Annotated in this window: 20 protein-coding genes; 17 read left to right on the top strand and 3 right to left on the bottom strand. The window is 37.4% G+C overall.

The annotated features are described in order from the left end of the window. The first annotated feature begins 252 nt into the window (after nt 1-252). The 4 genes from asnB to MHB42_RS14225 all read left to right on the top strand — a co-directional run bounded on the left by asnB (nt 253) and on the right by MHB42_RS14225 (nt 6471). Nucleotides 253-2100, top strand: coding sequence for an asparagine synthase (glutamine-hydrolyzing) (asnB, locus tag MHB42_RS14240; RefSeq protein WP_340808606.1), 1848 nt, complete (start codon nt 253-255; stop codon nt 2098-2100). A 374-nt stretch (nt 2101-2474) separates the two neighbouring features. Continuing rightward, the gene (locus MHB42_RS14235) at nt 2475-4088 is read left to right on the top strand and encodes a putative polysaccharide biosynthesis protein (protein ID WP_340806995.1); all 1614 of its coding nucleotides are present in this window, start codon (nt 2475-2477) and stop codon (nt 4086-4088) included. Nucleotides 4089-4097: 9 nt separating this feature from the next. After that, nucleotides 4098-4811: a pseudouridine synthase gene (locus MHB42_RS14230; protein WP_340806993.1), complete on the top strand. Its 714-nt coding sequence runs from the start codon at nt 4098-4100 to the stop codon at nt 4809-4811. Nucleotides 4812-4974: 163 nt separating this feature from the next. After that, nucleotides 4975-6471: a GGDEF domain-containing protein gene (locus MHB42_RS14225; RefSeq protein ID WP_340806992.1), complete on the top strand. Its 1497-nt coding sequence runs from the start codon at nt 4975-4977 to the stop codon at nt 6469-6471. A 46-nt stretch (nt 6472-6517) separates the two neighbouring features. Here the strand turns inward: MHB42_RS14225 and MHB42_RS14220 are convergent, their stop codons facing one another. Both MHB42_RS14220 and MHB42_RS14215 read right to left on the bottom strand, forming a co-directional pair. Next, nucleotides 6518-7687, bottom strand: a complete 1170-nt coding sequence (locus tag MHB42_RS14220; RefSeq protein ID WP_340806990.1) for an MDR family MFS transporter — start codon at nt 7685-7687, stop codon at nt 6518-6520. Nucleotides 7688-7968: 281 nt separating this feature from the next. Then, the gene (locus MHB42_RS14215) at nt 7969-8190 is read right to left on the bottom strand and encodes a DeoR family transcriptional regulator (protein WP_053996610.1); all 222 of its coding nucleotides are present in this window, start codon (nt 8188-8190) and stop codon (nt 7969-7971) included. A gap of 356 nt (nt 8191-8546) precedes the next feature. Between MHB42_RS14215 and pepV the strand changes: the two genes are divergently transcribed. The 7 genes from pepV to MHB42_RS14180 all read left to right on the top strand — a co-directional run bounded on the left by pepV (nt 8547) and on the right by MHB42_RS14180 (nt 15917). Continuing rightward, a complete protein-coding gene (pepV, locus tag MHB42_RS14210; RefSeq protein WP_340806984.1) occupies nt 8547-9953 on the top strand; it encodes a dipeptidase PepV in 1407 nt (468 codons plus the stop codon). A gap of 27 nt (nt 9954-9980) precedes the next feature. Next, a complete protein-coding gene (dat, locus tag MHB42_RS14205; RefSeq protein ID WP_340806982.1) occupies nt 9981-10835 on the top strand; it encodes a D-amino-acid transaminase in 855 nt (284 codons plus the stop codon). Nucleotides 10836-11013: 178 nt separating this feature from the next. Beyond that, on the top strand, nt 11014-12018 hold the full coding sequence (locus MHB42_RS14200; RefSeq protein WP_340806980.1) for an NERD domain-containing protein: 1005 nt from the start codon (nt 11014-11016) through the stop codon (nt 12016-12018). 2 nt (nt 12019-12020) lie between these two features. Further along, nucleotides 12021-12968, top strand: coding sequence for a diacylglycerol/lipid kinase family protein (locus tag MHB42_RS14195; protein ID WP_340806978.1), 948 nt, complete (start codon nt 12021-12023; stop codon nt 12966-12968). A gap of 76 nt (nt 12969-13044) precedes the next feature. Further along, the gene (gene trmB, locus MHB42_RS14190) at nt 13045-13695 is read left to right on the top strand and encodes a tRNA (guanosine(46)-N7)-methyltransferase TrmB (RefSeq protein ID WP_340806976.1); all 651 of its coding nucleotides are present in this window, start codon (nt 13045-13047) and stop codon (nt 13693-13695) included. Nucleotides 13696-13706: 11 nt separating this feature from the next. Continuing rightward, a complete protein-coding gene (locus tag MHB42_RS14185) occupies nt 13707-14570 on the top strand; it encodes a YtnP family quorum-quenching lactonase (protein ID WP_340806975.1) in 864 nt (287 codons plus the stop codon). Between the two features lie 120 nt (nt 14571-14690). After that, complete coding sequence (locus tag MHB42_RS14180; protein ID WP_340806972.1) at nt 14691-15917, top strand: carboxylate--amine ligase; 1227 nt, start codon at nt 14691-14693, stop codon at nt 15915-15917. Between the two features lie 62 nt (nt 15918-15979). Here MHB42_RS14180 and MHB42_RS14175 read toward each other — a convergent pair whose 3' ends face one another. After that, entirely contained in the window at nt 15980-16294 is a 315-nt protein-coding gene (locus tag MHB42_RS14175) for a hypothetical protein (RefSeq protein ID WP_340806971.1), read from the bottom strand. A 159-nt stretch (nt 16295-16453) separates the two neighbouring features. Between MHB42_RS14175 and MHB42_RS14170 the strand changes: the two genes are divergently transcribed. From MHB42_RS14170 to MHB42_RS14145, 6 genes are all read left to right on the top strand, one after another. After that, the gene (locus MHB42_RS14170) at nt 16454-17530 is read left to right on the top strand and encodes a M42 family metallopeptidase (RefSeq protein ID WP_340806970.1); all 1077 of its coding nucleotides are present in this window, start codon (nt 16454-16456) and stop codon (nt 17528-17530) included. 59 nt (nt 17531-17589) lie between these two features. Continuing rightward, nucleotides 17590-18111: a DUF84 family protein gene (locus MHB42_RS14165; RefSeq protein WP_340806968.1), complete on the top strand. Its 522-nt coding sequence runs from the start codon at nt 17590-17592 to the stop codon at nt 18109-18111. A gap of 84 nt (nt 18112-18195) precedes the next feature. Further along, nucleotides 18196-18714: a hypothetical protein gene (locus MHB42_RS14160; protein WP_340806967.1), complete on the top strand. Its 519-nt coding sequence runs from the start codon at nt 18196-18198 to the stop codon at nt 18712-18714. Nucleotides 18715-18869: 155 nt separating this feature from the next. Further along, the gene (locus tag MHB42_RS14155; protein WP_340806966.1) at nt 18870-19694 is read left to right on the top strand and encodes a DUF1444 domain-containing protein; all 825 of its coding nucleotides are present in this window, start codon (nt 18870-18872) and stop codon (nt 19692-19694) included. Then, nucleotides 19691-20305 (top strand): YtpR family tRNA-binding protein, encoded by a 615-nt coding sequence (ytpR, locus tag MHB42_RS14150; protein ID WP_340806964.1) that lies wholly within the window; start codon nt 19691-19693, stop codon nt 20303-20305. The genes MHB42_RS14155 and ytpR overlap by 4 nt, the downstream gene beginning before the upstream one ends. 253 nt (nt 20306-20558) lie before the next feature. Beyond that, nucleotides 20559-23612, top strand: coding sequence for a DNA translocase FtsK (locus MHB42_RS14145; RefSeq protein ID WP_340806963.1), 3054 nt, complete (start codon nt 20559-20561; stop codon nt 23610-23612). The last annotated feature ends 132 nt before the right edge of the window (nt 23613-23744 follow it).

Raw genomic sequence — 23744 nt, 5'->3', positions numbered from 1 at the left:
ACTCACTTTCTGTTCAAATTAGGAACTTTTCCTATTATACATGAAGTCTATAGAAGGGAGGGCTTCTTTCGCATTGAAAATAAGAGAAAAGTGCTTTATAATTTTTTATCTCTTCTCTCAAGATGAAGAGTCGCTTATAGTAGAGTGAAACATAAACATTTTGTTATACAATTGGATTGTCGGAATGAAATAAATGTCTTTTCATGCTATTATGGTAAAGGTTATGCACTAAATTATGAGGTGAAAAATAGAATGTGCGGATTTATTGGTTATATTAATGGAACAAATGTGATTGATCATCATCAAACAATTGAAAATATGATGAATACAATTATTCACCGTGGACCAGATAGCGGTGGTATTCACAGTGACGATAAAGTAACATTAGGTTTTCGTCGATTAAGTATTATTGACTTATCAGAAGTAGCGAATCAACCATTATATAGTGAAGACGGCAATATTGTGCTTGTTTTTAATGGAGAAATTTTTAATTTCCAGGAGCTACGTGCAGACCTAATTGAAAAAGGTCATACATTTAAAACACAATCTGATAGTGAAGTTCTTATTTATGGTTATGTAGAATATGGCGTAGATTTTGTGAAAAAGCTACGTGGAATGTTTGCCTTCTGTATTTGGGATAAAAAGAATGATTTACAGTTTATTGCTCGTGATGGCTTTGGGATTAAGCCATTGTATTATTCTGAGCATACAACAGACGGTACATTTATTTTCGGATCGGAAATTAAATCATTTTTACCACATCCTTCATTTATTAAGGAATTAAATAAAAAGGCATTGCGCCCTTATTTAACATTCCAATATTCTGCAATGGATGAAACATTCTTTAAAGGCGTTTTTAAATTGCCACCAGCACACTATATGCTGATTCAAAATGGTCAAAAACAGCTTGTCCAATATTGGGATAAAAAATTCCATGCACAGGAAGCGCCAATTGACAAATATATCGCGGATATACGTTCAACAGTGAAAGAATCTGTAGAGGCACATAAAATTAGTGATGTAAAAGTTGGCTCATTCTTATCAGGTGGTATTGACTCAAGCTATATTACTTCTTTATTGCGCCCTGATAAATCTTTCTCAGTGGGCTTTGCAGACTACGAGGATATGTTTAATGAAACACATCATGCAAAGGCATTGTCAGATGAATTAAATATTCAGAATGAACGTAAATATATTACAGCAGAAGAGTGCTTTGAGGCTTTACCGAAAATTCAATGGCATATGGATGAGCCACAGTCCAATCCATCTTCTGTACCGCTTTACTTCTTATCAGAGCTTGCCTCTAAAGATGTAACGGTTGTACTATCAGGTGAGGGTGCTGATGAAATTTTCGGTGGCTATTCTTGGTATCAAAACTCAGGCAGAATGCAAAAGTATGAAAAGCTTCCACAAGGCTTACGTAAAAAGCTACGTGGTATTGCAGAAGCTCTACCGAAAAATGCCTATACGAACTTCCTTGTCAAAGGCGGCCAAACAGTAGAGGAGCGCTTTATTGGGGAAGCGGTTGTTTGGGATGAAGTAGATGCTATTCATGTATTAAAGCCAGATTATAAAAATGCGCCATCCGTTAAGTCGATTACAAAGCGCATTTATGATGAAGTGCCTGGTGATGACGATGTCACAAAAATGCAATACTTAGACTTAAACCTTTGGATGCCTGGCGATATTTTATTAAAGGCAGATAAAATGAGTATGGCACACTCGATTGAACTACGTGTACCATTTTTAGATAAAGAAGTGATGGAATTAGCGAAAAATATTCCATCAAGATACCGTGTCAATGATATTGATACAAAATATGTACTACGTCAGGCTGCACATCAGGAATTGCCAGAGGAATGGGCAAAACGTCCGAAGCTTGGCTTCCCAGTACCGATTCGCCATTGGTTACGTGAAGAGAAATATTATAATATGGTTAAAGAAATGTTTACAACTGACTTTGCCAATGAGTTTTTCGATACAAAGCAATTAGTCGGCTATTTAGATGAGCATTATACAGGTAAAGCAAATCGTGCGCGTTATATTTGGACAGCCTATGTATTCTTAGTATGGTATAAAAAGTTCTTTGTGGACATGTAATAGAGAGGCACTGAAATCGGTGGGGATGTTACAATCCTCACCGATTATTTTAAGCTTTTTTATCACGTGTTAACAAATATTTTCTGTGCGACAGCAATAGGCTGTGGGAGGCTTACTTCAAAATGGAAGTTAAAACCGAAATGTTTGAGCGAGGGATCCATAGCCTATCAAAACAAAGATTGGTGAAATGTTCATTTAATGGGGAACGTGTGAAAGTTTCACTGATTAAAGATTCACTTTAAGTAATTTTTTTCATAGATTTGTGCGTTCCATTTTCTGAAATTATGGTAAGATTACAGTTGGTTTACTTAGCACAAAATGATGTGAAAATGTGACGATAAAAATATTGAATTTACAATGAATGGATGGGTATGATGTCCAATTTAATGAAAGGTACTGCGATATTAACAATGGGAATGTTTTTATCGAAGGTACTCGGATTAATTTATATTTTTCCGTTTTATGCAATTGTAGGTGAGCAAAATATTGCGCTTTATCAATATGCCTACATTCCCTACTCTATTATGCTAGCCATTGCGATTTCAGGTGCGCCGATTGCTGTTTCTAAATTTGTTTCGAAGTATAATGCAATGGGTGATTATCAATCAGGCCGCAAACTGATGAAGTCGGGCATCCTTATTATGATGGTAACAGGTTTTGCTGCGTTTCTAGCACTCTTTTTTCTTGCAACACCAATTGCAGGACTTGTTATTAAAAGTAAGGAGCAGGTTTTTACTGTTGAGCAAATCGCTACCGTTATTCGCTGGGTAAGCTTTGCCTTGATTGTTGTGCCATTTATGAGCTTATGGCGTGGTTTCTTCCAAGGTTATAATAAAATGGAACCTACTGCTGTTTCACAATTAGTGGAGCAAATTGTACGTATTGTTGTGCTGCTTGCAGGCTCCTTTATCGTGGTTGTTATTTTTCAAGGAAAACCAGAAACAGCCATCTCCTTTGCTGTGTTTGCAGCCTTTATTGGCGCGATTGGCGGCTTAGCTGTACTTTATTATTATTGGAAAAAGTATCAGCCTGAATTTAATTTATTGCGTAGTCAAAGTGTGACCTCCACACAGCTACCAATGTCGAATATTTATAAAGAGGTTATTACCTATTCGATTCCAATGGTATTTGTAGGGGTAGCTAATCCATTATTCCAATTAGTTGATATGCTAACATTTAACGGCGCTATGACATCTATTGGGTTAGCTGAGGTAACAGATACTTACTTATCAATGATCAACTTTATGACCCATAAGGTTGTGATTATTCCAGTTATGCTTGCTACAGGGTTTTCAATGGCGCTTGTGCCAACGATTACAAAATATTTTACACAGGGTGAATATTTAGCACTGCGTCATGCAATGGATAAAACGTATCAAATTTTAATCTTTATTACATTGCCAGCGGTCGTAGGTATTTCGCTACTGGCGAATGAAATTTACTTTATGTTGTATTCTGAAAGTGAAATGGGTGCAACGATTTTAGCGCATTATGCACCTGTCGCTATTTTATTTGCACTATTCCAAGTAACAGCAGCGTTATTACAAGGAATCGACTTTCAAAAATGGATTGTTTTTAGCTTACTATCAGGGATTTTAGTGAAGCTAGCGCTAAATATTCCATTAATTCGTTGGTTGGAGGCGGATGGTGCGATTGTGGCAACAGCTATAGGCTATAGTGTATCCATACTTATTAATATGTGGGTGCTGCGTAAAACGCTAAATTACCGCTCTGAATTGGTGCTGCGCCGTGTTGCATTAATTGTTTTATTGACAATAACAATGGCGATTAATGTGCTGCTTGTACATAAGCTATTGGAAGTCATCATGGGGCCTGTTGATAGTAAATTATCAGCATTGCTATACTCGATTATTTGTGCAGGTGCTGGTGTTGCAGTCTATGGCTTCTTATCGCTACGTTTAGGATTAGCACAAAAGCTATTAGGTGAACGATTAACACGTATTACAAGCAAGTTTGGAATAAAATAGGGAGGTATTATGCGTTTAGATAAATTATTAGCAAATATGGGCTATGGCTCTCGTAAGGAAGTTAAACAGCTATTAAAACAAAAAGCTGTAACAGTAGATGGTAATTATGTAAAGGATGCAGCATTGCATGTTGATCCTGATCAACAAATTGTCACTGTATATGGAGAGCGTGTTATTTATACAGAGTTTGTTTATTTTATGATGAATAAACCGCCTGGTGTTATTTCTGCTACAGAAGATTTACGAGATGAAACGGTCATTGATTTATTGGAGCCTTTACATCAGCATTTTCAACCTTTCCCTGTCGGTCGTTTAGATAAAGATACAGAAGGCTTATTATTATTAACAAATGATGGTGTATTAGCCCATAATCTATTATCTCCAAAAAAGCATGTGCCAAAGGTTTATTATGCACAAATTGATGGTGTAGTAACAGCGGATGATGTAGAGAAATTTGCTGCTGGCGTTGAGCTAGATGATGGCTATGTAACAAAGCCAGGTAAGCTTGTTATTGTAACATCTGCACAACAATCAGAAATCGAGCTAACAATACAAGAAGGAAAGTTTCATCAGGTCAAACGCATGTTTGAAGCTGTCGGTAAACATGTCACATACTTAAAGCGATTATCGATGGGACCCTTAAAGTTAGATGATCGTCTAGCATTGGGTGAGTATCGAGCGCTAACGCCAGAGGAACTAGAGCTTTTACAACATTCACAATAAAAATCTCTCAGTGCTAGTTATATAGCACTGAGGGATTTTTTCTATACAGTGCATCATCTGTCACGGTATAATATGAAATGAGCGATGGTGATATAGTCATGGTATCAATCAGTCTCTAATGTTTCCCAAAAATGATAGCGAAAATAAGTAGAGGACAATGATAATGAAAAACCTGCGTATTAAATTATTACTATCTTTAATAGCTTTTGCGGTTATACTCGTAGCTGTTATTTCATATGTAAACAGGCAAATATTAGTAGCGGATATCGAAAAACAAATGGCCATTAATCGAGGTTTAATTGAAAGTCATATTTTAACAGATATGCAAGCTGTAGATTCGGCACAATTTTATTTTGATCAAAATACCTCAGATAAGTTAGAGCAGGAGCTGAGAGATTTAGCTTCCTACTATCGAGAGAATCCGAATATTGCTACTTGGAACCTAGAGCAAATGAAAGATAGAATCGGCATGGATATATACATATTAGACCAAACTAACACGGTCGTTTATACAACCTTTTACAAAGACTTAGGCTTAAACTTTGCTGAATGCTGTCAACGCTTCTCAGCATTATTGGATGAGCGCCGTGCCAGTGGTGAATTTTATACAGATGGTGTTGATATTTCAACAACTACTGGAGAATACCGAAAATATGGTTATCTCGCCACACATGATAAAAAATATATATTGGAGCTTGGCATCAATTTATTGGACGATCCAATCTTTCAAACCTTTAATTTTGAAAAAACCGCAAATTATTTAATAGCAAAATACACAGATTTAATGGATATTCAAACAATTAATGCTGGTGGTATATTTTTTAATAATGCTAAAGCTAAAAGAATTACAGTACAGGATCAATCAGAGCAGTTTCAGCAATATTTTGGGCTTGCCTTAAAAATGATGAAGCCTGTTGAATATCAAAAGACCTTGGATCATGGTCTTAGTGAAACACATCTTTTTTTACCATATGAAGCGGAAACGGTAAGAGGGGAGTCCTCCAAAAGAATTGTCTATGTAAAGTATGGGAATTTTACAAAATTGGAGGCGCTTCAAAAAAATACGCGGCAATTTTGGTTTACATTGTCGATTGCTTTGCTAACATCCTTTATTATGCTGTTAGTAATTAATAAAATTTTATCCAAAACGATGCAGCTGGCTACATTCGATCCGTTGACGGGTGTTTATAATCGAGCAGCTTACGTTAGAAAGCTTGATAAATTAATAAGAAAACGCAAAAAGAAAATGCTAGGCCTATTGTTAGTTGATTTAGATAATTTTAAACAAGTCAATGATCAATTTGGTCATGCAGAAGGGGATAGCATTCTAATTGACACCGCGAAAATTTTAAAGCAGATCGTGAAAAATAGCGGCTTTGTTGTTAGGTTTGGTGGAGATGAATTTGCCATTGTGCTGCATCATGCAACAGAGCAGCATATGCAACAAATGGCAAACGCCATTTTAACACAAATACGAGCAGCCAGATATAAGGGCAAGCAATGGTCTATTTTATCCGTTAGTATAGGCGGTGCAATTTATCAAAGCGGAGATACAGAAACAAGCTTATTTATGCGAGCAGATCAAGCACTCTATCAATCCAAACATGCTGGAAAAGACCAATATTCTAGTTATGCAGAGGTTGCAGCTACCAAAGAATAATACAAAGCTCCACTTCTATGACTAATTCAATAGAAGTGGAGCTTTTTTAATGACCAACTTTTTTGGCTTTATAAAATAAGCAGCTAAACAGTACAAGGATGGCGATAGTTGGGAACATGGCATCCATATAATGGCTTAATAGCCAGCCGCCAATAATAGGACCAAGAAAGCCCCCTAAATTTTTAAATTGTGCAGCACCTAAATAAGTAGCCTTTTGTGTTTCAGGTGCAATTTCATCAATCATTACATTCATTGTTGGGAAGGCGAAGATTTCACCGATTGTAAAAATAATCATTGCACTAATATAGAGTGCATAATTGTTGGCAAATCCAAATAATAAAAGACCAGCCGCAAAAAATACAACACCTACTAATAATATTGCTGATGAGGAAAAACGTTCTGACAGAATGCTAATTGGTAATTGTAATAATAGCACTACTGCTGCATTTAGTGAGATTAATAACGAATAGAGCTTTGCGCCATCTTCAATTGTTAGCTCAATAATTTGCGGCAATGTAGAGTCAAATTGCGAGTAGCCAATATTAATTAAAATAGCACCAAAGATAAAGCTAAGCAGCACACGATTTGTTAACAAAATCGTGAAAGTATGGAGTATTTTTGTTTGAACAACTGCCTTTTGCTGCTGCATAGGATAATGATTTAAGACGAAAAATAAAAATATTGCATAAATAATATACATAATACCAGTAAGCATAAAGGGAATACTTGGGCTTGCTAATTGTGAAATATAGACACCAATAATGGGGCCAATAACAGCGGCAATATTAATAGCTGTGTAACGCAATGAAAATAATCGTTTGCGTTTATCGGCAGGTGTAAAGTCAATCATTAAAGCCTGTGTAGAAGGCTCGAAAAATGAGCGACAAAGACCATTGAGCGCATTGAATACAATAAATAGCCAAACAACATGGACCGTTGCAAAGCCAAAGAACACAAGGCTCCAAACAATAATTGTTAGTAAAATCACACTTTTTCGGCCAAAGCGGTCTGTTAAATACCCACCAAAAAATCCGCCAACTGTAGAAATCAGTGGTGCAATACCAATGGTCAATCCTATTTGTAGTGGAGAGGCTTGGATTTCATTATGTAAATAAATTGCTAAAAAGGGCATTGCCATAAAGCTCGCAATCCGTGTGAAAATCGTTCCACCTAAAATAATCCATACTAATGGATGAAACAATTTTGATAATTTCATCGAAAATCCCCCTCTCAAGATGTAGAATGTTTCGAGTTTAACGGATTGTAAAGCAACTGTAAATAGTGAAAATGATTGTAAGAAGGATAAATGGTGCAGAATAAGCCTGAGATTGAGCGACGGGTGCTGATAATTGGGCGGAGAGAATCAGAATTGAGTGAGTAGCCCCAATAAATGAGTGAAGAAAATCCAAGATTGAGCAGCTTTCAAAACGACAAAAAAGAATGACCCCGACGAAAGGTCATTCCTTTTCCATACTCAATGTTTTACGTAACATAAAACTAAGACGTCAATTTTACTTTTTTCTTCGTCGTTGTCCATCTGCCTCGACTTGGACTCATCACCAAATCGTTAAAGGCTAACACGTTCAAATCTCTTTGAACAGTGCGAGGAGTGATACTAAACTCTTCGACTAAATCCTGTGTAGACACGGTTCCTTTGTCTAAAATAAACATGTACACGTCTTTAATACGATTAAGCATTCGATCAGTAGTTGGTTTCATAAATGAACCACTCCTTCATCTTAATTCTCTTGGCAAAGACTAGCGGACGACAATATGTGCGGAGTGCACTTAGGCTTTTAAGTTGCTGCCTTAGACATCCCCTTTTCTAATTTGATGATCAGAACAATTATTCTGATAACTTTATTATATAGAAAAACTACTTGATTTTCTAGTGAATACAAGAGAAATTTACAATTGAAATATAAAATTTATACTGTATTTTGTGGAGAGATGGGTAAATCATGCTATATATGGTAGTGTTCGTCTAAGCGATTGCAAATAGTTGTTAGCAAGATAGTTGTCATCTATGTTGGAAGGTGTAGAATAATGTTATGACATTGAAGGAGGTACATCATATGGATTGGTTACAAGCTGCAAAAGACAGACAAGATGAATTAATACAAGAACTACAGGAGCTTGTGCAAATTAGGAGTGTTCTCGATGAGGATACAATTACTACTGAAGTACCTTTTGGTGATGGTCCGCTACAAGCGCTAGAATGGTTATTAGCGAAGGGTCAAAATGAAGGGCTACAAACAAAAAATATCGATAACTATGCTGGGCATATTGAAATGGGTGCAGGTGAAGACCTGTTAGGAATCTTATGCCATGTTGATGTTGTGCCAATCGGCGATGAAGTGGATTGGACATATCCACCATTTAGCGGCACGGTTGCGGATGGCAAATTATATGCACGTGGTGCAATTGATGATAAAGGTCCTACGATTGCAGCATGGATGGCAATGAAGCTTGTCAAGGATGCGGGCATTCCATTAGAAAAAAGGGTACGCATGATTATTGGTACAGATGAGGAAACAGGATTCCGCTGTGTCGACCACTATTTTAAAAAAGAGGAAATGCCAACAATTGGCTTTGCACCAGATGCGGATTTCCCGCTCATTAATGCTGAGAAGGGCATTGCAGAGCTTGTGTTCTCTCAACAGCAAACTGGTAATGCAGCGAAAGAACAGCTACTACTATTTAATGCAGGAAAGCGCCCAAATATGGTACCTGATTTTGCAAAAGCAGTCGTTCAACATGTTGTAGTACCATTCGAACAGAATTTTCGAACATTTTTGAACAAAAATCAGCTAGAAGGCTCTTTATTATTAGAGGACTCTCGCTATATAATAACTATCAAAGGTAAAGCGGCACATGCAATGGAGCCTGAAAAAGGTGTCAATGCAGCCGTTTATCTTGCAAAATTTTTACAACAAGAGGTAACAACAGAAGCAAGTAAACAATTTGTTGATTTTATCGCAGATGTTTTTTATCAAGATCATTATGGCAGCCAGCTTGATTTACAGTTTAAGGATGCCATGTCTGGTCCAACAACATTAAATCTTGGAATTGTTAGCTATGATGTTCAAAAGGGTGGCAGCTTGGTAATTAGTATGCGCTATGCTGTGTCATATCCATTTGATGAAAAAATAACAGCTGCACAACGTTTAGCTGCTGAAAAAGGTTTTTCACTTGATGTTCAAGATGATTCAAAGCCACATTATGTTAGTGAGGATGATCCATTTATTCAAACATTGGTAGCGATCTACCGACGTCAAACAGGTGATACAACAACACCTTTATTATCTACAGGCGGTGGCACGTATGCACGTGTGATGAAAAAAGGAGTAGCATTTGGTATGTTATTCCCAGGTGAGCCAGATGTGGCGCATCGTGCGGATGAATTTGTCGTTATTGACAACCTTGTAAAGGCAGCAGCTATTTATGCTGAAGCAATTGTTGAGCTTGCAGGAAAAAAATAATTTAAAGACGAAAAGGATGAACAAAACATGGCATATTCATTATGGAATGATCAAATTGTTGAAGAAGGATCTATTGCAATATCACCAGAAGATAGAGGCTATCAGTTTGGTGATGGTATTTATGAAGTAGTTAAAGTATATAACGGAAATATGTTTACAGCACAAGAACATATTGATCGTTTCTATGCGAGCGCCGAAAAAATTCGTCTTGTTATTCCTTATACAAAAGACGTGTTACACAAATTATTACACGACCTTATTGAAAAAAATAATTTAGATACAGGGCATGTTTATTTCCAAATTACACGTGGTGCTAATTCCCGTAATCATGTTTTCCCAGATGCAAGTGTTCCAGCTGTATTAACGGGTAATGTCAAAGCGGGTGAACGCGCATATGAAAACTTTGAAAAAGGCGTAAAGGCTACGTTTGTAGAGGATATCCGTTGGTTACGCTGTGATATTAAATCGTTAAACTTACTTGGGGCTGTACTTGCTAAGCAGGAGGCGGCTGAAAAAGGTTGCTATGAAGCCATTTTACATCGTGGGGATATCGTAACAGAATGCTCGTCCGCAAATGTATACGGCATTAAAGATGGCAAGCTTTATACACATCCAGCGAATAACTTCATCTTAAATGGTATTACACGTCAAGTTATTTTAAAATGTGCGGAAGAAATTAATTTACCTGTTATTGAAGAGCCAATGACAAAAGCAGATGTTCTTACAATGGATGAAATAATTGTGTCATCTGTATCATCTGAAATTACACCTGTCATTGATGTGGATGGCCATCAAATTGGTGCTGGAGTTCCAGGCGAATGGACACGTAAATTACAGCAAGCTTTCGAGGCAAAACTGCCGCTTGCTATAAATGCAAAATAAGAGAATCTTGTAAAGAAGAGGAACTATTCTATATGGATAGTTCTCTTTTTAATGGTAAAATATAAACACAGCAATTGAACAATTTTACATATTGAACATTGTAGAACAAATGTCGATGTAATGAGTATAACTGCCTCTTTTAGTACAACAAAAGTAAGGAAGAATGGAGTGACCTTGCATGGCACAATTGGTGAAATTACAAGATTATATTTCACGCTATCAAATTGATTTAGCGAGATATCCAACACAATTTGTCCGCCTAAAGAAAAGCCAATGGGAGCGCATTAGGCGTCAGTGGGAATTGGGGGAGGATATTAGCGAATGGCAACATGTCGACAATGAGGCAGAAACAGATGTTTTCGAAGAAAAGGAAAGGTTTTCTTTCTTGAAAAAAATATTTGCTGGACGTCAAAAAGAAGTATCAGAGGATGTAGAACAATTAGAAATCTCAAATGAACTGATGAGTGATGAGGATATCATTCCAGAGGAGGAAACAACCTTAACATTTGAGCCTAAAATTGTCTATGCACCACAATCAATTCATGAGCTTAAACGAATGTTTATCGATCAATTTTTCCATTTTCAAATAAAATGGGCGAGCTCAACATTACGAGAAAAATCGTATGTGGACCCTCGCTTTATGCGTGATTCTTTACTACGCATGTTATTGCAAACATTACCAGATAACTACTTGTTATTTTATTACCCGATATTACAAATAAGAAAAGCGCCGATTGAGCTTGATGTAGTGCTAATGTCGCCGACTGAATGCATTTGTATTACGGTTTTAGAGGCTGAAAATCAAGCTGTATATGTTGGCGGCAGCGATCGTTTTTGGCTCAAAAAAGTAGGCACAAAGGATGCAAAAGTGCTAAATCCTACGATTAATTTAGGACGTATGGAATCAGTGCTTACACAATTATTTAAGCAAGATCATATTAATATGCCTATTCGCAAGGTTGTGTTAACGCGCAATGGCTATTTTGACTATCCCGGCTCACCATTCGGGGTACGTTTTGTGGATCGCCGCAATTACGGAGAATGGATTGAGCATTTACGAAAAGCATCTTCACCGATGAAGCATATGCAAATTCGCGCTGCCCAAACCATTTTAAATAATGTACAAACAACATCCTTTAATCGCGATATTTGGCAGCAAACGAACTCATCACCAGAGGATTAACTATGCAGCTTTTATTTATTGTGAATGAAGCTGCTGGCAATGGTCGAGCAAAAAAGGTTTGGCAACAGCTTCAACAGCAACTAACAATTGCCTATGAAGTCGCTTTTACAGCATATGAAGGGCATGGAACGAAAATAGCCAAGCATTGGGCACAGCAACATCATAGTAAAAAGCTAATCATTGTTATTGGTGGTGATGGCACAATCCATGAGGTAGTTAGTGGTATAGTACATAATGAGTTTATTGTAATCGGTGTTGTACGTGCTGGTTCTGGCAATGATTTTGCACGTTATTTTCCAATCTTTCGCAATGCTAATCAAATTGAAGCGTATGTGAAAACAGCGATGGCAAGTACAAAGATGGATATTGGCATTATTGAGCCTAGCGATAGGCAAAGTGACATCTTTGTTAATAATACAGGTGTAGGGTTTGATGCATATGTAGCAAAAGCTATTAATACATCTCGCATCAAGTTTTACCTCAATAAAGTCGGGCTAGGTAAGCTTTCATACGCTGTTGCTGTTATAAGAGGGCTATTTCATTTTAATTGTTTTAATGTAACAGTACATTCAGTTGAACAAACACGGCATTTTCAGCGAGTATGGTTTGTCGCAGCGAGCAATCAGCCTTATTTTGGCGGAGGGATGAAAATTGCTCCTGCTGCTAAGGCAGATGATGGGCTTGTTGATCTAACAATTGTCCATGGAATTTCTCCCATAAAGTTATTATTCGCCTTTGTTACAGTATTTTTTGGCAAGCATACAAAATTTAAGGAAATTACCTTTTTACAAGAACAGTATTTTAATATTGTTGTAGAGGGGCATCAGGTGGATTGCCATACAGATGGTAATTATATTGGAGTGATGCAGCAGGGCACTACTATTCATTGTACAGTGAAGCAACAAGCATGGCAGGTTATAGCACAAAATGGAGATAACATTTCGCAATAATTTTATGCGATTTAAAGAGGAATACGTTATACTATAAAAAATTAATAATTTTACAAGAAAGAAATGAGGAAAAACATTGAGATTACGAAATAAGCCTTGGGCGGAGGAAATGATTGAAAATCATCCAGAGGTGATTATTCCAAATCCTGAAGACTTTAAAGGAAATTGGCAGGCTGTTTTTGGTAATGACCATCCCATCCATATTGAGGTAGGTACTGGAAAAGGGCAATTTGTAAAAGGAATGGCTCTGCAAAATCCGCATATCAACTACATTGGCATTGAGCTTTATGATAGTGTGATTGTTTGTGCATTAGAGAAAATTTTAGAGGCAAATTCTCCAGCGAATTTACGATTATTAAAAGTAAATGGCGCGGACTTAAATAAATTCTTTGATAAAAATGATGTATCACGTGTATACCTGAATTTCTCAGATCCTTGGCCAAAAAAGCGTCATGCTAAAAGACGTTTAACACACGAGGGTTTTTTGAAATTATATGAGTCGATTTTGGTGGATAATGGGGAAATCCATTTTAAAACGGATAACCGTGGTCTGTTTGAATATTCATTAATCAGTATGTCTGAATATGGTATGTTATTAAAATATGTTTCGCTTGATTTACATGCTAACATGCCAGAGGACAATGTGATGACAGAATATGAGCAGAAGTTTTCTGCAAAGGGGCAGCCGATTTATCGATTAGAATCGCAATTTATCACTAAATTGTAGGGGGAGTATGGATGGATCAGTTACAGTTTCACAGTATGTCATTATCATGGCTAAACGGGGGTGTTACATGCCTAGATGGTGGTGCAATGTTTGGCGTTGTACCAAAGCCGCTATGGTCACGCAAATATCCTGTAAACGAAAAAAATCAAATTGAGTTGCCAACAGAGCCAATTCTTATTCAATATGAGGGGAAAAACTATTTGATTGATACAGGTGTAGGCTTTAACAAATTAAATGAAAAGCAATTACGAAACTTTGGTGTCACAGAAGAAGGCTCATTGGCAGCTAGCTTACAGGAGCTTGGCTTAACAGCAGCGGATATTGATGTTGTATTAATGACGCATTTGCATTTCGATCATGCAGGAGGCTTAACACGCTGGGAGGGGGATGTCCTTGTACCAACATTCCCAAATGCTAAAATTTTTGTCACGAAAATTGAATGGGATGAAATGCGTAACCCGAATATTCGCTCCAGAAATACGTATTGGAAAGAGAACTGGGAGCCTGTACAGCACTTAGTGGAAACGTATGAAGATACAGTAGAGGTAGCACCAGGTATTGAAATGATTCATACAGGTGGTCATAGTGAAGGTCATGCCATTATTAAACTAACGCAAAATGGTGAAGTATTATTGCATATGGCTGATATTATGCCAACGCATGCTCACCAAAATCCTTTATGGGTATTAGCATATGACGATTACCCAATGACAAGTGTCTTTGCCAAGGAACGTCTTATGAAGGAAGCACTTGCCAATAACTATGGCTTTATTTTCTATCATGATGCGTACTACCGTATGATTAAATGGGATGCAACAGGCAAGGAAATTGTAGATAAGCTAGAGCGTGGCAGACAAGCTGTTATTACGTTTTAATACAAGACGAGGTACTTGGCATCATAAAATGTCGATACCTCGCCTTTTTTGTTCGTGAACAATATGGAAAATATGATACACTAAACACGATACTAAATTATAAAGAGAGTTGAAATAAACATGGCAACTGAGCAACCATTTTTACCTGTTTTACTAGGATCAGATATGAATGCATACGGTATGGCACGTGCATTTTACGAGGCGTATGGCATTAAACCGCTTGTGTTAGGGCGTTCTCATTTAACAGCCACACAAGATAGCCATATTTTACATTTTCAAGAAATTGATCGTTTAAATGAACAAGATGTTTTTGTCCCTGCACTTGCACAGGTGGCAAAACAATATGGGGATAAAAAATTATTACTATTAGCATGTGGTGATGATTATGCAAAGCTTATTATTAAAAATAAGCCTGCACTACAGGAGCATTTTACTGTTCCGTATATTGATGAGTCATTAATGGATGAAATTTTACTAAAGGAAAATTTCTATAAAATGTGTGACCAATATAATTTCAAATATCCAGGTACAACAACGGTAACAGCTGATAACTATGAAAACTTTACACCACCATTCGATTACCCAATCATTTTAAAAGCGTCCAATTCTGTAGAGTATTGGGCATGTACATTCCCAGGCAAGAAAAAGGTTTTTGTCGCTTATAATGAAGCAGAAAAAACAGCTATTTTAAAGGCGATTTATAGCTCAACCTATCAGGATACAATGATTATTCAAGAATTTATCCCTGGTGATGATTCCTATATGCGCGTGTTAAATGCTTATGTCGGGAAAGATGGCAAAGTGAAGCTCATGTGCTTAGGTAATCCAATACTTGAGGAGCATTCGCCTGAAGGCATTGGCAGTTACGCAGCCATCGTGACAACATATGATAAGGAATTAATGGATCAAGTACGCTTCTTTTTAGAGGATATTGGCTATACAGGCTTTGCGAATTTCGATATGAAATATGATATTCGAGATAAGCAGTATAAGCTATTTGAAATTAATTTGCGCAATGGTCGCTCCAGCTATTATGTCACAGCAAGCGGTCATAATTTAATGAAGTATGTGGCAGATGATCATATGCTAAATATTGAGCAGGAAACAACTTATGTGGAGAATAAGCATTTATGGATGGTTATTCCAAAGGGCGTACTCTTTAAATATGCATCGAATGAAAAGCTAAAATTAGAGGCGAAGAAATTAATTCGTGAGGGTAAATATACAAACTCACTATACTTTAATGAGGATATGAATGCTAAGCGCTGGGCAAAGCTTACACTTAATAACTTAAACTATTATCGAAAGTATAAAAAATACTTTAATAATAAAGGCTTATCTGAATAAATGAAAGAAGGGGCTATTGCAAAAAAGATGTTTACCTTTTGCATAGCCCCTTCATTTGTTAGTTATACTTCTGTTAGTTCTACAACAACACCTGAGCGTGCATCAGCAGCAAATTCGAAGGTTTGTAGTTCACCTTCATGCATACGGGAAATGCCTCCACGATAGACTGGGATTGTCATAATACCATTTGTATAATCCTCAGTTTTCATAAAAATCCAAGAGCCGTCAATTGGCGCATCCTTTTTAAATTCTCTTTTTATGTTTTCAAGTACTTGTCCTGCGGGTACGAATGGAGAAACTTTTTCACTAGCTTCTTTAATAATGACTGCGGCAGCTAAGCCAGTTGCAACACCGATTAAAAAATCACGTAATTTCATGTTTCCTTCCTCCTTTTCTATATTTTTTATTTTAGCATAGCCTATAGAGTGAATGCACGTTCACGATTTGAAAGAAATGGTTCAATATTTCGAATTCAGAAATAAATATGATACAATAGGCAAGAAAAATATTCTACTTCGTAGGGAGAGATAGGCATCATGGATAAAGAAACATTACAATTATTTCAAACATTAACAGAGCTACCGGGTGCGCCTGGGAATGAACATGCTGTTCGCGCATTTATGCGTTCCGAGTTAAAAAAATATTCAGATGAAATGATTCAAGACAATTTAGGTGGTATTTTCGGTGTTAAATATAGTGAGGTTGCTGATGCGCCTAAAGTGTTAGTAGCAGGGCATATGGATGAAGTAGCGTTTATGGTGACATCTATCACAGACAATGGCATGCTGCGCTTTCAAACATTAGGAGGCTGGTGGAACCAAGTCATGCTGGCACAGCGTGTAGAGGTATTTACGAAAAACGGTGCAATTCCAGGAGTTGTATCATCTATTCCACCGCATTTATTAACAGATGCTGAGCGTTCTAAGCCAATGGATATTAAAAATATGCTGATTGATATTGGTGCTGACAATAAAGAAGATGCAATCGCTCTTGGTGTTCGCCCAGGGCAATCCGTTATTCCAATTTGTCCATTTACACCAATGGCAAACCCGAAAAAAATTATGGCAAAAGCTTGGGATAATCGCTATGGCTGTGGTCTAGCGATTGAATTAATGAAAGAAGTACAACACGAAAAACTCAGTTCGCATTTATATGCAGGTGCAAATGTGATGGAAGAGGTTGGCTTACGTGGCGCACAAGTATCTGCCAATATGATTAAGCCAGATTTATTCTTTGCATTAGATGCTTCGCCTGCAAATGATATGTCAGGAGATAAAAATCAATTTGGGCAGCTCGGCAAAGGTGCATTGCTACGTATTCATGATCGTACAATGATTACACATCGAGGCATACGAGAGTTTATTTTAGATACAGCTGAGTCCAATCATATCCCATATCAATACTTTATTTCACCAGGCGGCACAGATGCAGGGAAGGTGCATATTGCCAATGATGGTGTACCAAGTGCAGTAATTGGTATTTGCTCACGATACGTTCATACAGCAGCGTCGATTATTCATATTGATGATTATGCAGCAGCGAAAGCATTAATTATTGAATTAGTGAAAAAAGCAGATCGTTCGACATTAGAAACGATTCGCGCTAATGTATAGGAAGTTAGAAAGATGCCTTTAGCGGGCATCTTTTTCTATGGAAAGAAAGTAGGGGTTAGATGAAGATTGCAATTGGAACAACAAATAAAGCAAAAGTAGAGGCAGTTGAAGCAATTGCTCAACACTATTTTAAGAATGCAAGCTTTTCTCATGTAAAGGCGGCTTCTGAAGTAGCAGATCAGCCAATCGGCAATGAGGAAACACGAGCAGGCGCTATAAACCGTGCCCAAAATGCTATGGTACAAACAAATGCACAGCTATCATTTGGCTTAGAGGGTGGTGTTGTGGAAATTGCTGATGCTATGTATATTTGCAACTGGGGAGCACTTACTGTTGCAGATGGTACAATATTGACAGCAGCAGGTGCACAAATTATATTACCAAAAGAAATTGCCCAGGAAATAAAAGCTGGTGGAGAACTTGGACCCATTATGGAGCAATATACAAAACGTCAAGATATTCGGCAAGGTATGGGTGCTGTAGGTATTTTTACGCAAGGTTTAGTTAGTAGACAAGTAATGTTTGAGCATATTGTATCACTTTTAATCGGACAATATTTATTTACATATTCACAAAAATAAATGATAAGAATAAAGTCGTGAGGTTGCAACTTATGAAAGATTTTTTTAAAATAGAAAAAACTTAGTAGTGAAGGGAAGAGAGAAATGTCATATAAGTGGCTAAAAGCTATTGGCTTAATGCTTTTACTTCTGGGACTTGCTGGCTGTAGTCAATCTATTGATGAGCAAATTGCGAACGGACTTCAAATAACAGAAACTGTTTTTGCTGAAGAGCCAGAACAGCATACAGAACAAGTTGGTCAAATCAAATTATACCTGCCTTCAAAATTTAACATTGAAGATAGTTCAGATGAATACAATATTGTGATTTCAAAAGGAAAAGAAAGCTATATTCTTTTTATTAATGATCGTGAAGCACAAGATAGTAAGCTATATTATAATCTTTTACAGGAAAACGATGCCGCTAAAATTATTGAAGAAATGACCTATGAAAAGGATGGTCGTTTTGGCTTTACAGCAGTTCTTCAGACAGAGCAAGAGGATGAAATGGAGCTAATTGTAAGCAGTGGCGGCATAAAAATGACAACGATTTCACAAGCAAAGCATATTGAGGATAATTTGCGAGACATGACGAAAATTGTTCATTCCGTTAAGATAAAGTAACTGGATAGGATTTTTGATAGATGTAATAGACCAATTACACCCAGCTTATATGAACGTGTTAAAATCCACATAAACTCCTGCGAGAAGCTTGCAAGCAATGTGGATTTTTATTATTGTTAGAAGCTGTGTTAGCTAAAAATAGGATGTGAATAAAAATGAAGCAAATAAAGTCAGAACAGCTTGCAGAGCTACTAAAAGAGCGGTTAAATACAGAGAGCTTTGAATTTCACTATGATAAAAAGCATGATAAATTACGCTTAAATCATAGAAAGCTTGGGAAGGGAATGGAGCTTTCCTTGCCGGGCATTGCGGCTAAATATAATGATAAACAAGAAGCGGCTATTGCAGAAGTTGTCTATACAATTGAACAAACCTTTCATGCAATGGAGCAAGAGGCAGAGCAAGGCTTCCAGCAAACAACACAAATTTACCCTGTGATTCGTGCAACATCATATCCACAAGCATCAAAAGAGGGACATGCATTTATTACGACAGAGCATACAGCCGAAACGCGTATTTTTTATGCGCTTGATTTAGGAAAAACATATCGCTTTATTGATGAATCCATGCTTGAAGCATTACAATTAACAGTGGAGCAAATTCGCGAAATGGCTAGATTTTCCGTTAAGCAGTTACCAACTACGTATAAAAAAGATGAAGTAGCAGGCAATCTATTTTATTTTGTCAATGTGAATGACGGGTATGATGCAAGCCGTATTTTAAATGAGAGCTTTTTAAAAGAAATGCGTGCTCAGGTAGAGGGCGATATGACATTGTCAGTGCCTCATCAAGATGTGTTAATTATAGGTGATATTCGTAATGAAACAGGGTATGATGTATTAGCACAGATGACAATGCATTTCTTTACTGTCGGTACAGTACCGATTACATCGTTATCATTTATTTATGAGGATGGCGAACTAGAGCCAATTTTTATCCTAGCAAAAAACAGAGTGAAAAAGGAGCAAGAAAAACAATGAATGTATTTTACAATAAAGAGCATGTAGGCGATGTATTATTAGTTCAATTGGCGACAGAACCAATCGTTAAAACAGTTGTAGAGCGTGCTGGTGATTTTGCCATTTTAAAGGAGGCACAAACAGGGGAAATTAAAGCCTTTAATTTATTTAATGCAAGTAGCTATGTACAAACGGATGCAAAAGGCGTAGTGGATGTAACACCAGAGTTAGTAGCACAGCTAGAAGCAGCGATTGAAAAAAATGGTGCTACGATTCGCCTTGATGTTGATTTTTCACCAAAGTTTGTGGTGGGCTATGTAGAAACAAAGGATAAGCATCCAAATGCCGATAAACTAAGTATCTGTTCTGTAAATGTTGGTAATGAAACATTACAAATTGTTTGCGGAGCACCAAATGTAGAAGCAGGGCAAAAAGTAGTTGTAGCAAAAATCGGTGCAGTGATGCCCTCTGGCATGCTCATAAAAGCAGGCAACTTGCGCGGTGTAGATTCTTTTGGCATGCTATGCTCAGCTCGTGAATTAGCGATTCCAAACGCCCCTTCTGAAAAAGGCATTTTAGTATTGCCTGAGGATGCGGTTGTTGGTAGTGCCTTTGAAGTACCGAGCAAATAAAAATGGCATAGAAAATACTTATTTATTGATATGGATTACAAGACAATAAATAGAATAACAGCTCATCTAACGAGGTGAAACATTTGAAATCGTTATGTTACAAATATGACAGTAGCATAACGATTTTTTTGTTTAGAATAAGCCTCTAAATGCAAGTTTTGAACACATTTTTATGGTATGCTTTTGGGTGAAGACATTGTGCTAGTAATAGGCAATGCTATAAATGAAGTGTAATAGAAATGAGTGAAATGAAGTGAACTGGTTTAAAAAACAAATTAATAAAATTTTAAATAAAGAAGACTATGAATATGATTATGAAGAATACTATGAGGACTATGAGCAGGAGCAACAAATACCAAATGAACCACCAGCAGCAAAACAAAAAACGTTTCGCTTTCCATTAATTGATGATGAGGAAATGATGCCTCAATCGTCGCAAAAAGAAATGTTCCAGCAAGTGGATAATGATGACTATGGGCAAATTGGGGATTTATCTTTACCGAAGCATCTAAATAATCACATTGTAGATTCTCGGGTGTACGATGTAGAGGTTTCAGGAATTCGAGAATTATTGGAAAGTCGTTCAAAGCGTACGGGACGAAAAACAACTATAGCTAAAACTAAAAGTCAGCCTATGGAGCAGGAGCATTCATCAAGGGCAAGCCTTGTTTTTCGAGATGCACAATATGAGCCTGTCCAACCGAAGCCTCCTGTACCAAAAGAAACATTTCAACAGCAGGAAAAAACGGTTAAAAGTAGCTTACCAGAGAACCGTAAGCGATTTGTGCCAACAGACGTGCCATCACCTGTCTATGGTTTCGCAAAGCCAAGCCCAATTAAGGAGCTATTGGATAAACGCAAGGAAGAACACAACAAGCTAACAACAACAGAGTATGTAGCTGAAATACAACAAGCTACTCAGCCAATAAAAGAAGCGACAACAAATACGACCAATGAAAATATACTAGAAGAAAAAGAGTCGGTTAACATCAACCAACAGACTGTCGTGGAGCAGTCTAAACTACTTAAAACAGAAGAGCCGCCTATACATGAACCGATTATTTTTGATGAAGAGCTAGCGGATGAAGCAAATGATATGAAGGAGCATATACAGCCTGATGTAGCTGTGCCTCAAACAACAGCCTACGCAATGGAATTTGAAGAGCCTGTGCAAGAGGATATTGCGCAAGAGCAAGCTGTTCAAAAGCTGTCAGCAGATCAATCTGAAATTCATGTTAAAGAAATGATTGTTGAGCAGGTGCAAATTGAAAATTCCACAATTCATATTGGCGAAGTAACGGTTATGCAGCCAGCAACAAATGACAAGGATGAGCAACTGCTTGTTGGGGAATCATCTACATCTACTGATACAGTGCAAAAAGAAGAAAAAAGTCGAATTCCTTTTAATGTCTTAATGCTAAAAACAGATAAAGAAAAGTGGAGAATCCAGCAACAGCTGAAAATGGCACAATCCTCTAATACCGCAGAAGATCAGCAACCACCTTCTAATAAGGTAGTGGATGTGAAACCAGTTGTAGTGGAAAAACATACAGAGGATAGCGCTGATATAGCGGATGTCCCACAACATAAAGAAGCAGACAATTCAACAACTGTTGAGCAATTGCATGCAGAAACGAATACAAATAAGCACCATATAGATAATCATCAAACGGTTATTACAATGGCTCCTGTTACAACGATGTCCAATGTTGCTACTTTAGAAAAAACAGAAACAGAGCTAGCTAGTGCGGATGAAATTTCAGCAACGATTGAGTTAATGGAAGAGCCTATTACTGAAGTTGTGTCTACCCCTGAAGAGCCTGTGCAAGTAGAGGTGGTGGAGCAGCAAGAACCACAGGCTATAGCAGTAGCCGAAAAACCGACAAAGCCCGTGCATGTTTACCAAAAGCCTGCTGATGAGTATTTAGAGCCACCAGAGGAAAAAACACAGGATACAGAGTGGATGGAGCAACAGGGAGATACATTGGTGGAGGCATTATCTTATTTCCAAGTGTCTGCGCAAATAGAATCGATTATGCAGGGACCTGCTGTTACACAATTTGAAATAACGGTGAGTCATGGCACAAAGGTTAGTAAAATTCGCAACCTAGCAGATGATTTAAAGCTTGCCCTAGCCGCAAAGGATATTCGTATTCAAGCACCGATTCCTGGAAAAAGCTCCATCGGTATTGAGATTCCAAACCGAGTATCACGAGCTGTTCGCTTATCAGAAGTGACAAATAGCGCAGCCTTCCTTGAATCAGATTCGCCGTTAGAGGCAGCGCTCGGTCTTGATTTAACAGGGAAGCCTGTTACGCTGGATTTACGGAAGATGCCTCACGGTTTAATTGCTGGTGCGACAGGTTCTGGTAAATCTGTTTGTATTAATTCGATTTTGGTTAGTTTATTATATAAAGCTGCGCCACATGAATTAAAGCTTATGCTGATTGACCCGAAAATGGTAGAGCTAGCACCATTTAATCATATTCCACATTTAGTAAGTCCAGTTATTACAGATGTGAAGGCTGCAACGGCTGCGCTGAAATGGGCAGTGGAGGAAATGGAGCGCCGCTATCAATTATTTGCGCATGCAGGTGCACGTGATATTACACGTTATAATGCAATCGCTGATAAGAATAATGAACATAGCCTGAAATTGCCTTATATTTTAATTGTGATTGACGAACTGGCTGATTTAATGATGATGTCTCCAGCAGATGTAGAGGAGGCAATTTGCCGTATTGCACAAAAGGCTCGTGCTTGTGGTATTCATTTAATTGTTGCTACACAAAGGCCATCTGTCGATGTTATTACAGGGTTGATTAAATCGAATATTCCTACACGTATTGCTTTTGCCGTTTCCTCACAAATTGATTCACGTACAATTTTGGATGGGCAAGGAGCAGAAAGATTGCTTGGTCGAGGGGATATGTTATATTTAGGTAATGGTATGTCAGCGCCTGTCCGTTTACAGGGAACATTTGTCACAGATGATGAAATTGAGGCGATTATTGAGCATGTTCGGGAACAGGGCGAGCCTGATTATATTTTCGATCAGGAAGACCTTTTAAAGAAAACAGAGGTAACTGCAGAGCAGGATGATCTATTTGAGGATGTGTGCCGATTTGTTTATGAGCAAGGTGGCGCTTCTACCTCATTAATTCAACGAAAATATCATATTGGCTATAATCGTGCCGCCCGTTTAATTGATATGTTAGAGTCACATGGCTTTGTATCTGAGGCGAGAGGCAGTAAACCACGTGAAAGCTATATTACGGAAGAGGATTTAATGACAATGTTTGACTAAAAATTACGTTGTTTACGTTTAGATTAACTTATTAATACTAAAATTAATTTTTTTAGAAAACTTACACATTTATTCTTATGCTTAAAAAGTGCTATAATAGACAAGATGTGTTGAATAGTACGTATTTTTTAA

Source organism: Lysinibacillus sp. FSL K6-0232, from assembly GCF_038008325.1.
Taxonomy (GTDB): Bacteria; Bacillota; Bacilli; order Bacillales_A; family Planococcaceae; genus Lysinibacillus.
Note: the sequence above shows the minus strand (reverse complement) of the source record. Positions and strands in the feature narration are given on the sequence as shown.

What these genes read in the sequence shown, in the direction of transcription:
- MHB42_RS14230 (WP_340806993.1), top strand. Translation starts at nt 4,098, where the DNA reads ATGCGTTTAGATAAATTATTAGCAAATATGGGCTATGGCTCTCGTAAG.
- MHB42_RS14180 (WP_340806972.1), top strand. Translation starts at nt 14,691, where the DNA reads ATGGCAACTGAGCAACCATTTTTACCTGTTTTACTAGGATCAGATATG.
- MHB42_RS14155 (WP_340806966.1), top strand. Translation starts at nt 18,870, where the DNA reads ATGAAGCAAATAAAGTCAGAACAGCTTGCAGAGCTACTAAAAGAGCGG.
- MHB42_RS14235 (WP_340806995.1), top strand. Translation starts at nt 2,475, where the DNA reads ATGTCCAATTTAATGAAAGGTACTGCGATATTAACAATGGGAATGTTT.
- MHB42_RS14215 (WP_053996610.1), bottom strand. Translation starts at nt 8,190, where the DNA reads ATGAAACCAACTACTGATCGAATGCTTAATCGTATTAAAGACGTGTAC.
- MHB42_RS14165 (WP_340806968.1), top strand. Translation starts at nt 17,590, where the DNA reads ATGAAGATTGCAATTGGAACAACAAATAAAGCAAAAGTAGAGGCAGTT.
- MHB42_RS14175 (WP_340806971.1), bottom strand. Translation starts at nt 16,294, where the DNA reads ATGAAATTACGTGATTTTTTAATCGGTGTTGCAACTGGCTTAGCTGCC.
- asnB (WP_340808606.1), top strand. Translation starts at nt 253, where the DNA reads ATGTGCGGATTTATTGGTTATATTAATGGAACAAATGTGATTGATCAT.
- pepV (WP_340806984.1), top strand. Translation starts at nt 8,547, where the DNA reads ATGGATTGGTTACAAGCTGCAAAAGACAGACAAGATGAATTAATACAA.
- MHB42_RS14195 (WP_340806978.1), top strand. Translation starts at nt 12,021, where the DNA reads ATGCAGCTTTTATTTATTGTGAATGAAGCTGCTGGCAATGGTCGAGCA.
- dat (WP_340806982.1), top strand. Translation starts at nt 9,981, where the DNA reads ATGGCATATTCATTATGGAATGATCAAATTGTTGAAGAAGGATCTATT.
- MHB42_RS14170 (WP_340806970.1), top strand. Translation starts at nt 16,454, where the DNA reads ATGGATAAAGAAACATTACAATTATTTCAAACATTAACAGAGCTACCG.
- MHB42_RS14160 (WP_340806967.1), top strand. Translation starts at nt 18,196, where the DNA reads ATGTCATATAAGTGGCTAAAAGCTATTGGCTTAATGCTTTTACTTCTG.
- MHB42_RS14200 (WP_340806980.1), top strand. Translation starts at nt 11,014, where the DNA reads ATGGCACAATTGGTGAAATTACAAGATTATATTTCACGCTATCAAATT.
- MHB42_RS14185 (WP_340806975.1), top strand. Translation starts at nt 13,707, where the DNA reads ATGGATCAGTTACAGTTTCACAGTATGTCATTATCATGGCTAAACGGG.
- MHB42_RS14225 (WP_340806992.1), top strand. Translation starts at nt 4,975, where the DNA reads ATGAAAAACCTGCGTATTAAATTATTACTATCTTTAATAGCTTTTGCG.
- MHB42_RS14220 (WP_340806990.1), bottom strand. Translation starts at nt 7,687, where the DNA reads ATGAAATTATCAAAATTGTTTCATCCATTAGTATGGATTATTTTAGGT.
- ytpR (WP_340806964.1), top strand. Translation starts at nt 19,691, where the DNA reads ATGAATGTATTTTACAATAAAGAGCATGTAGGCGATGTATTATTAGTT.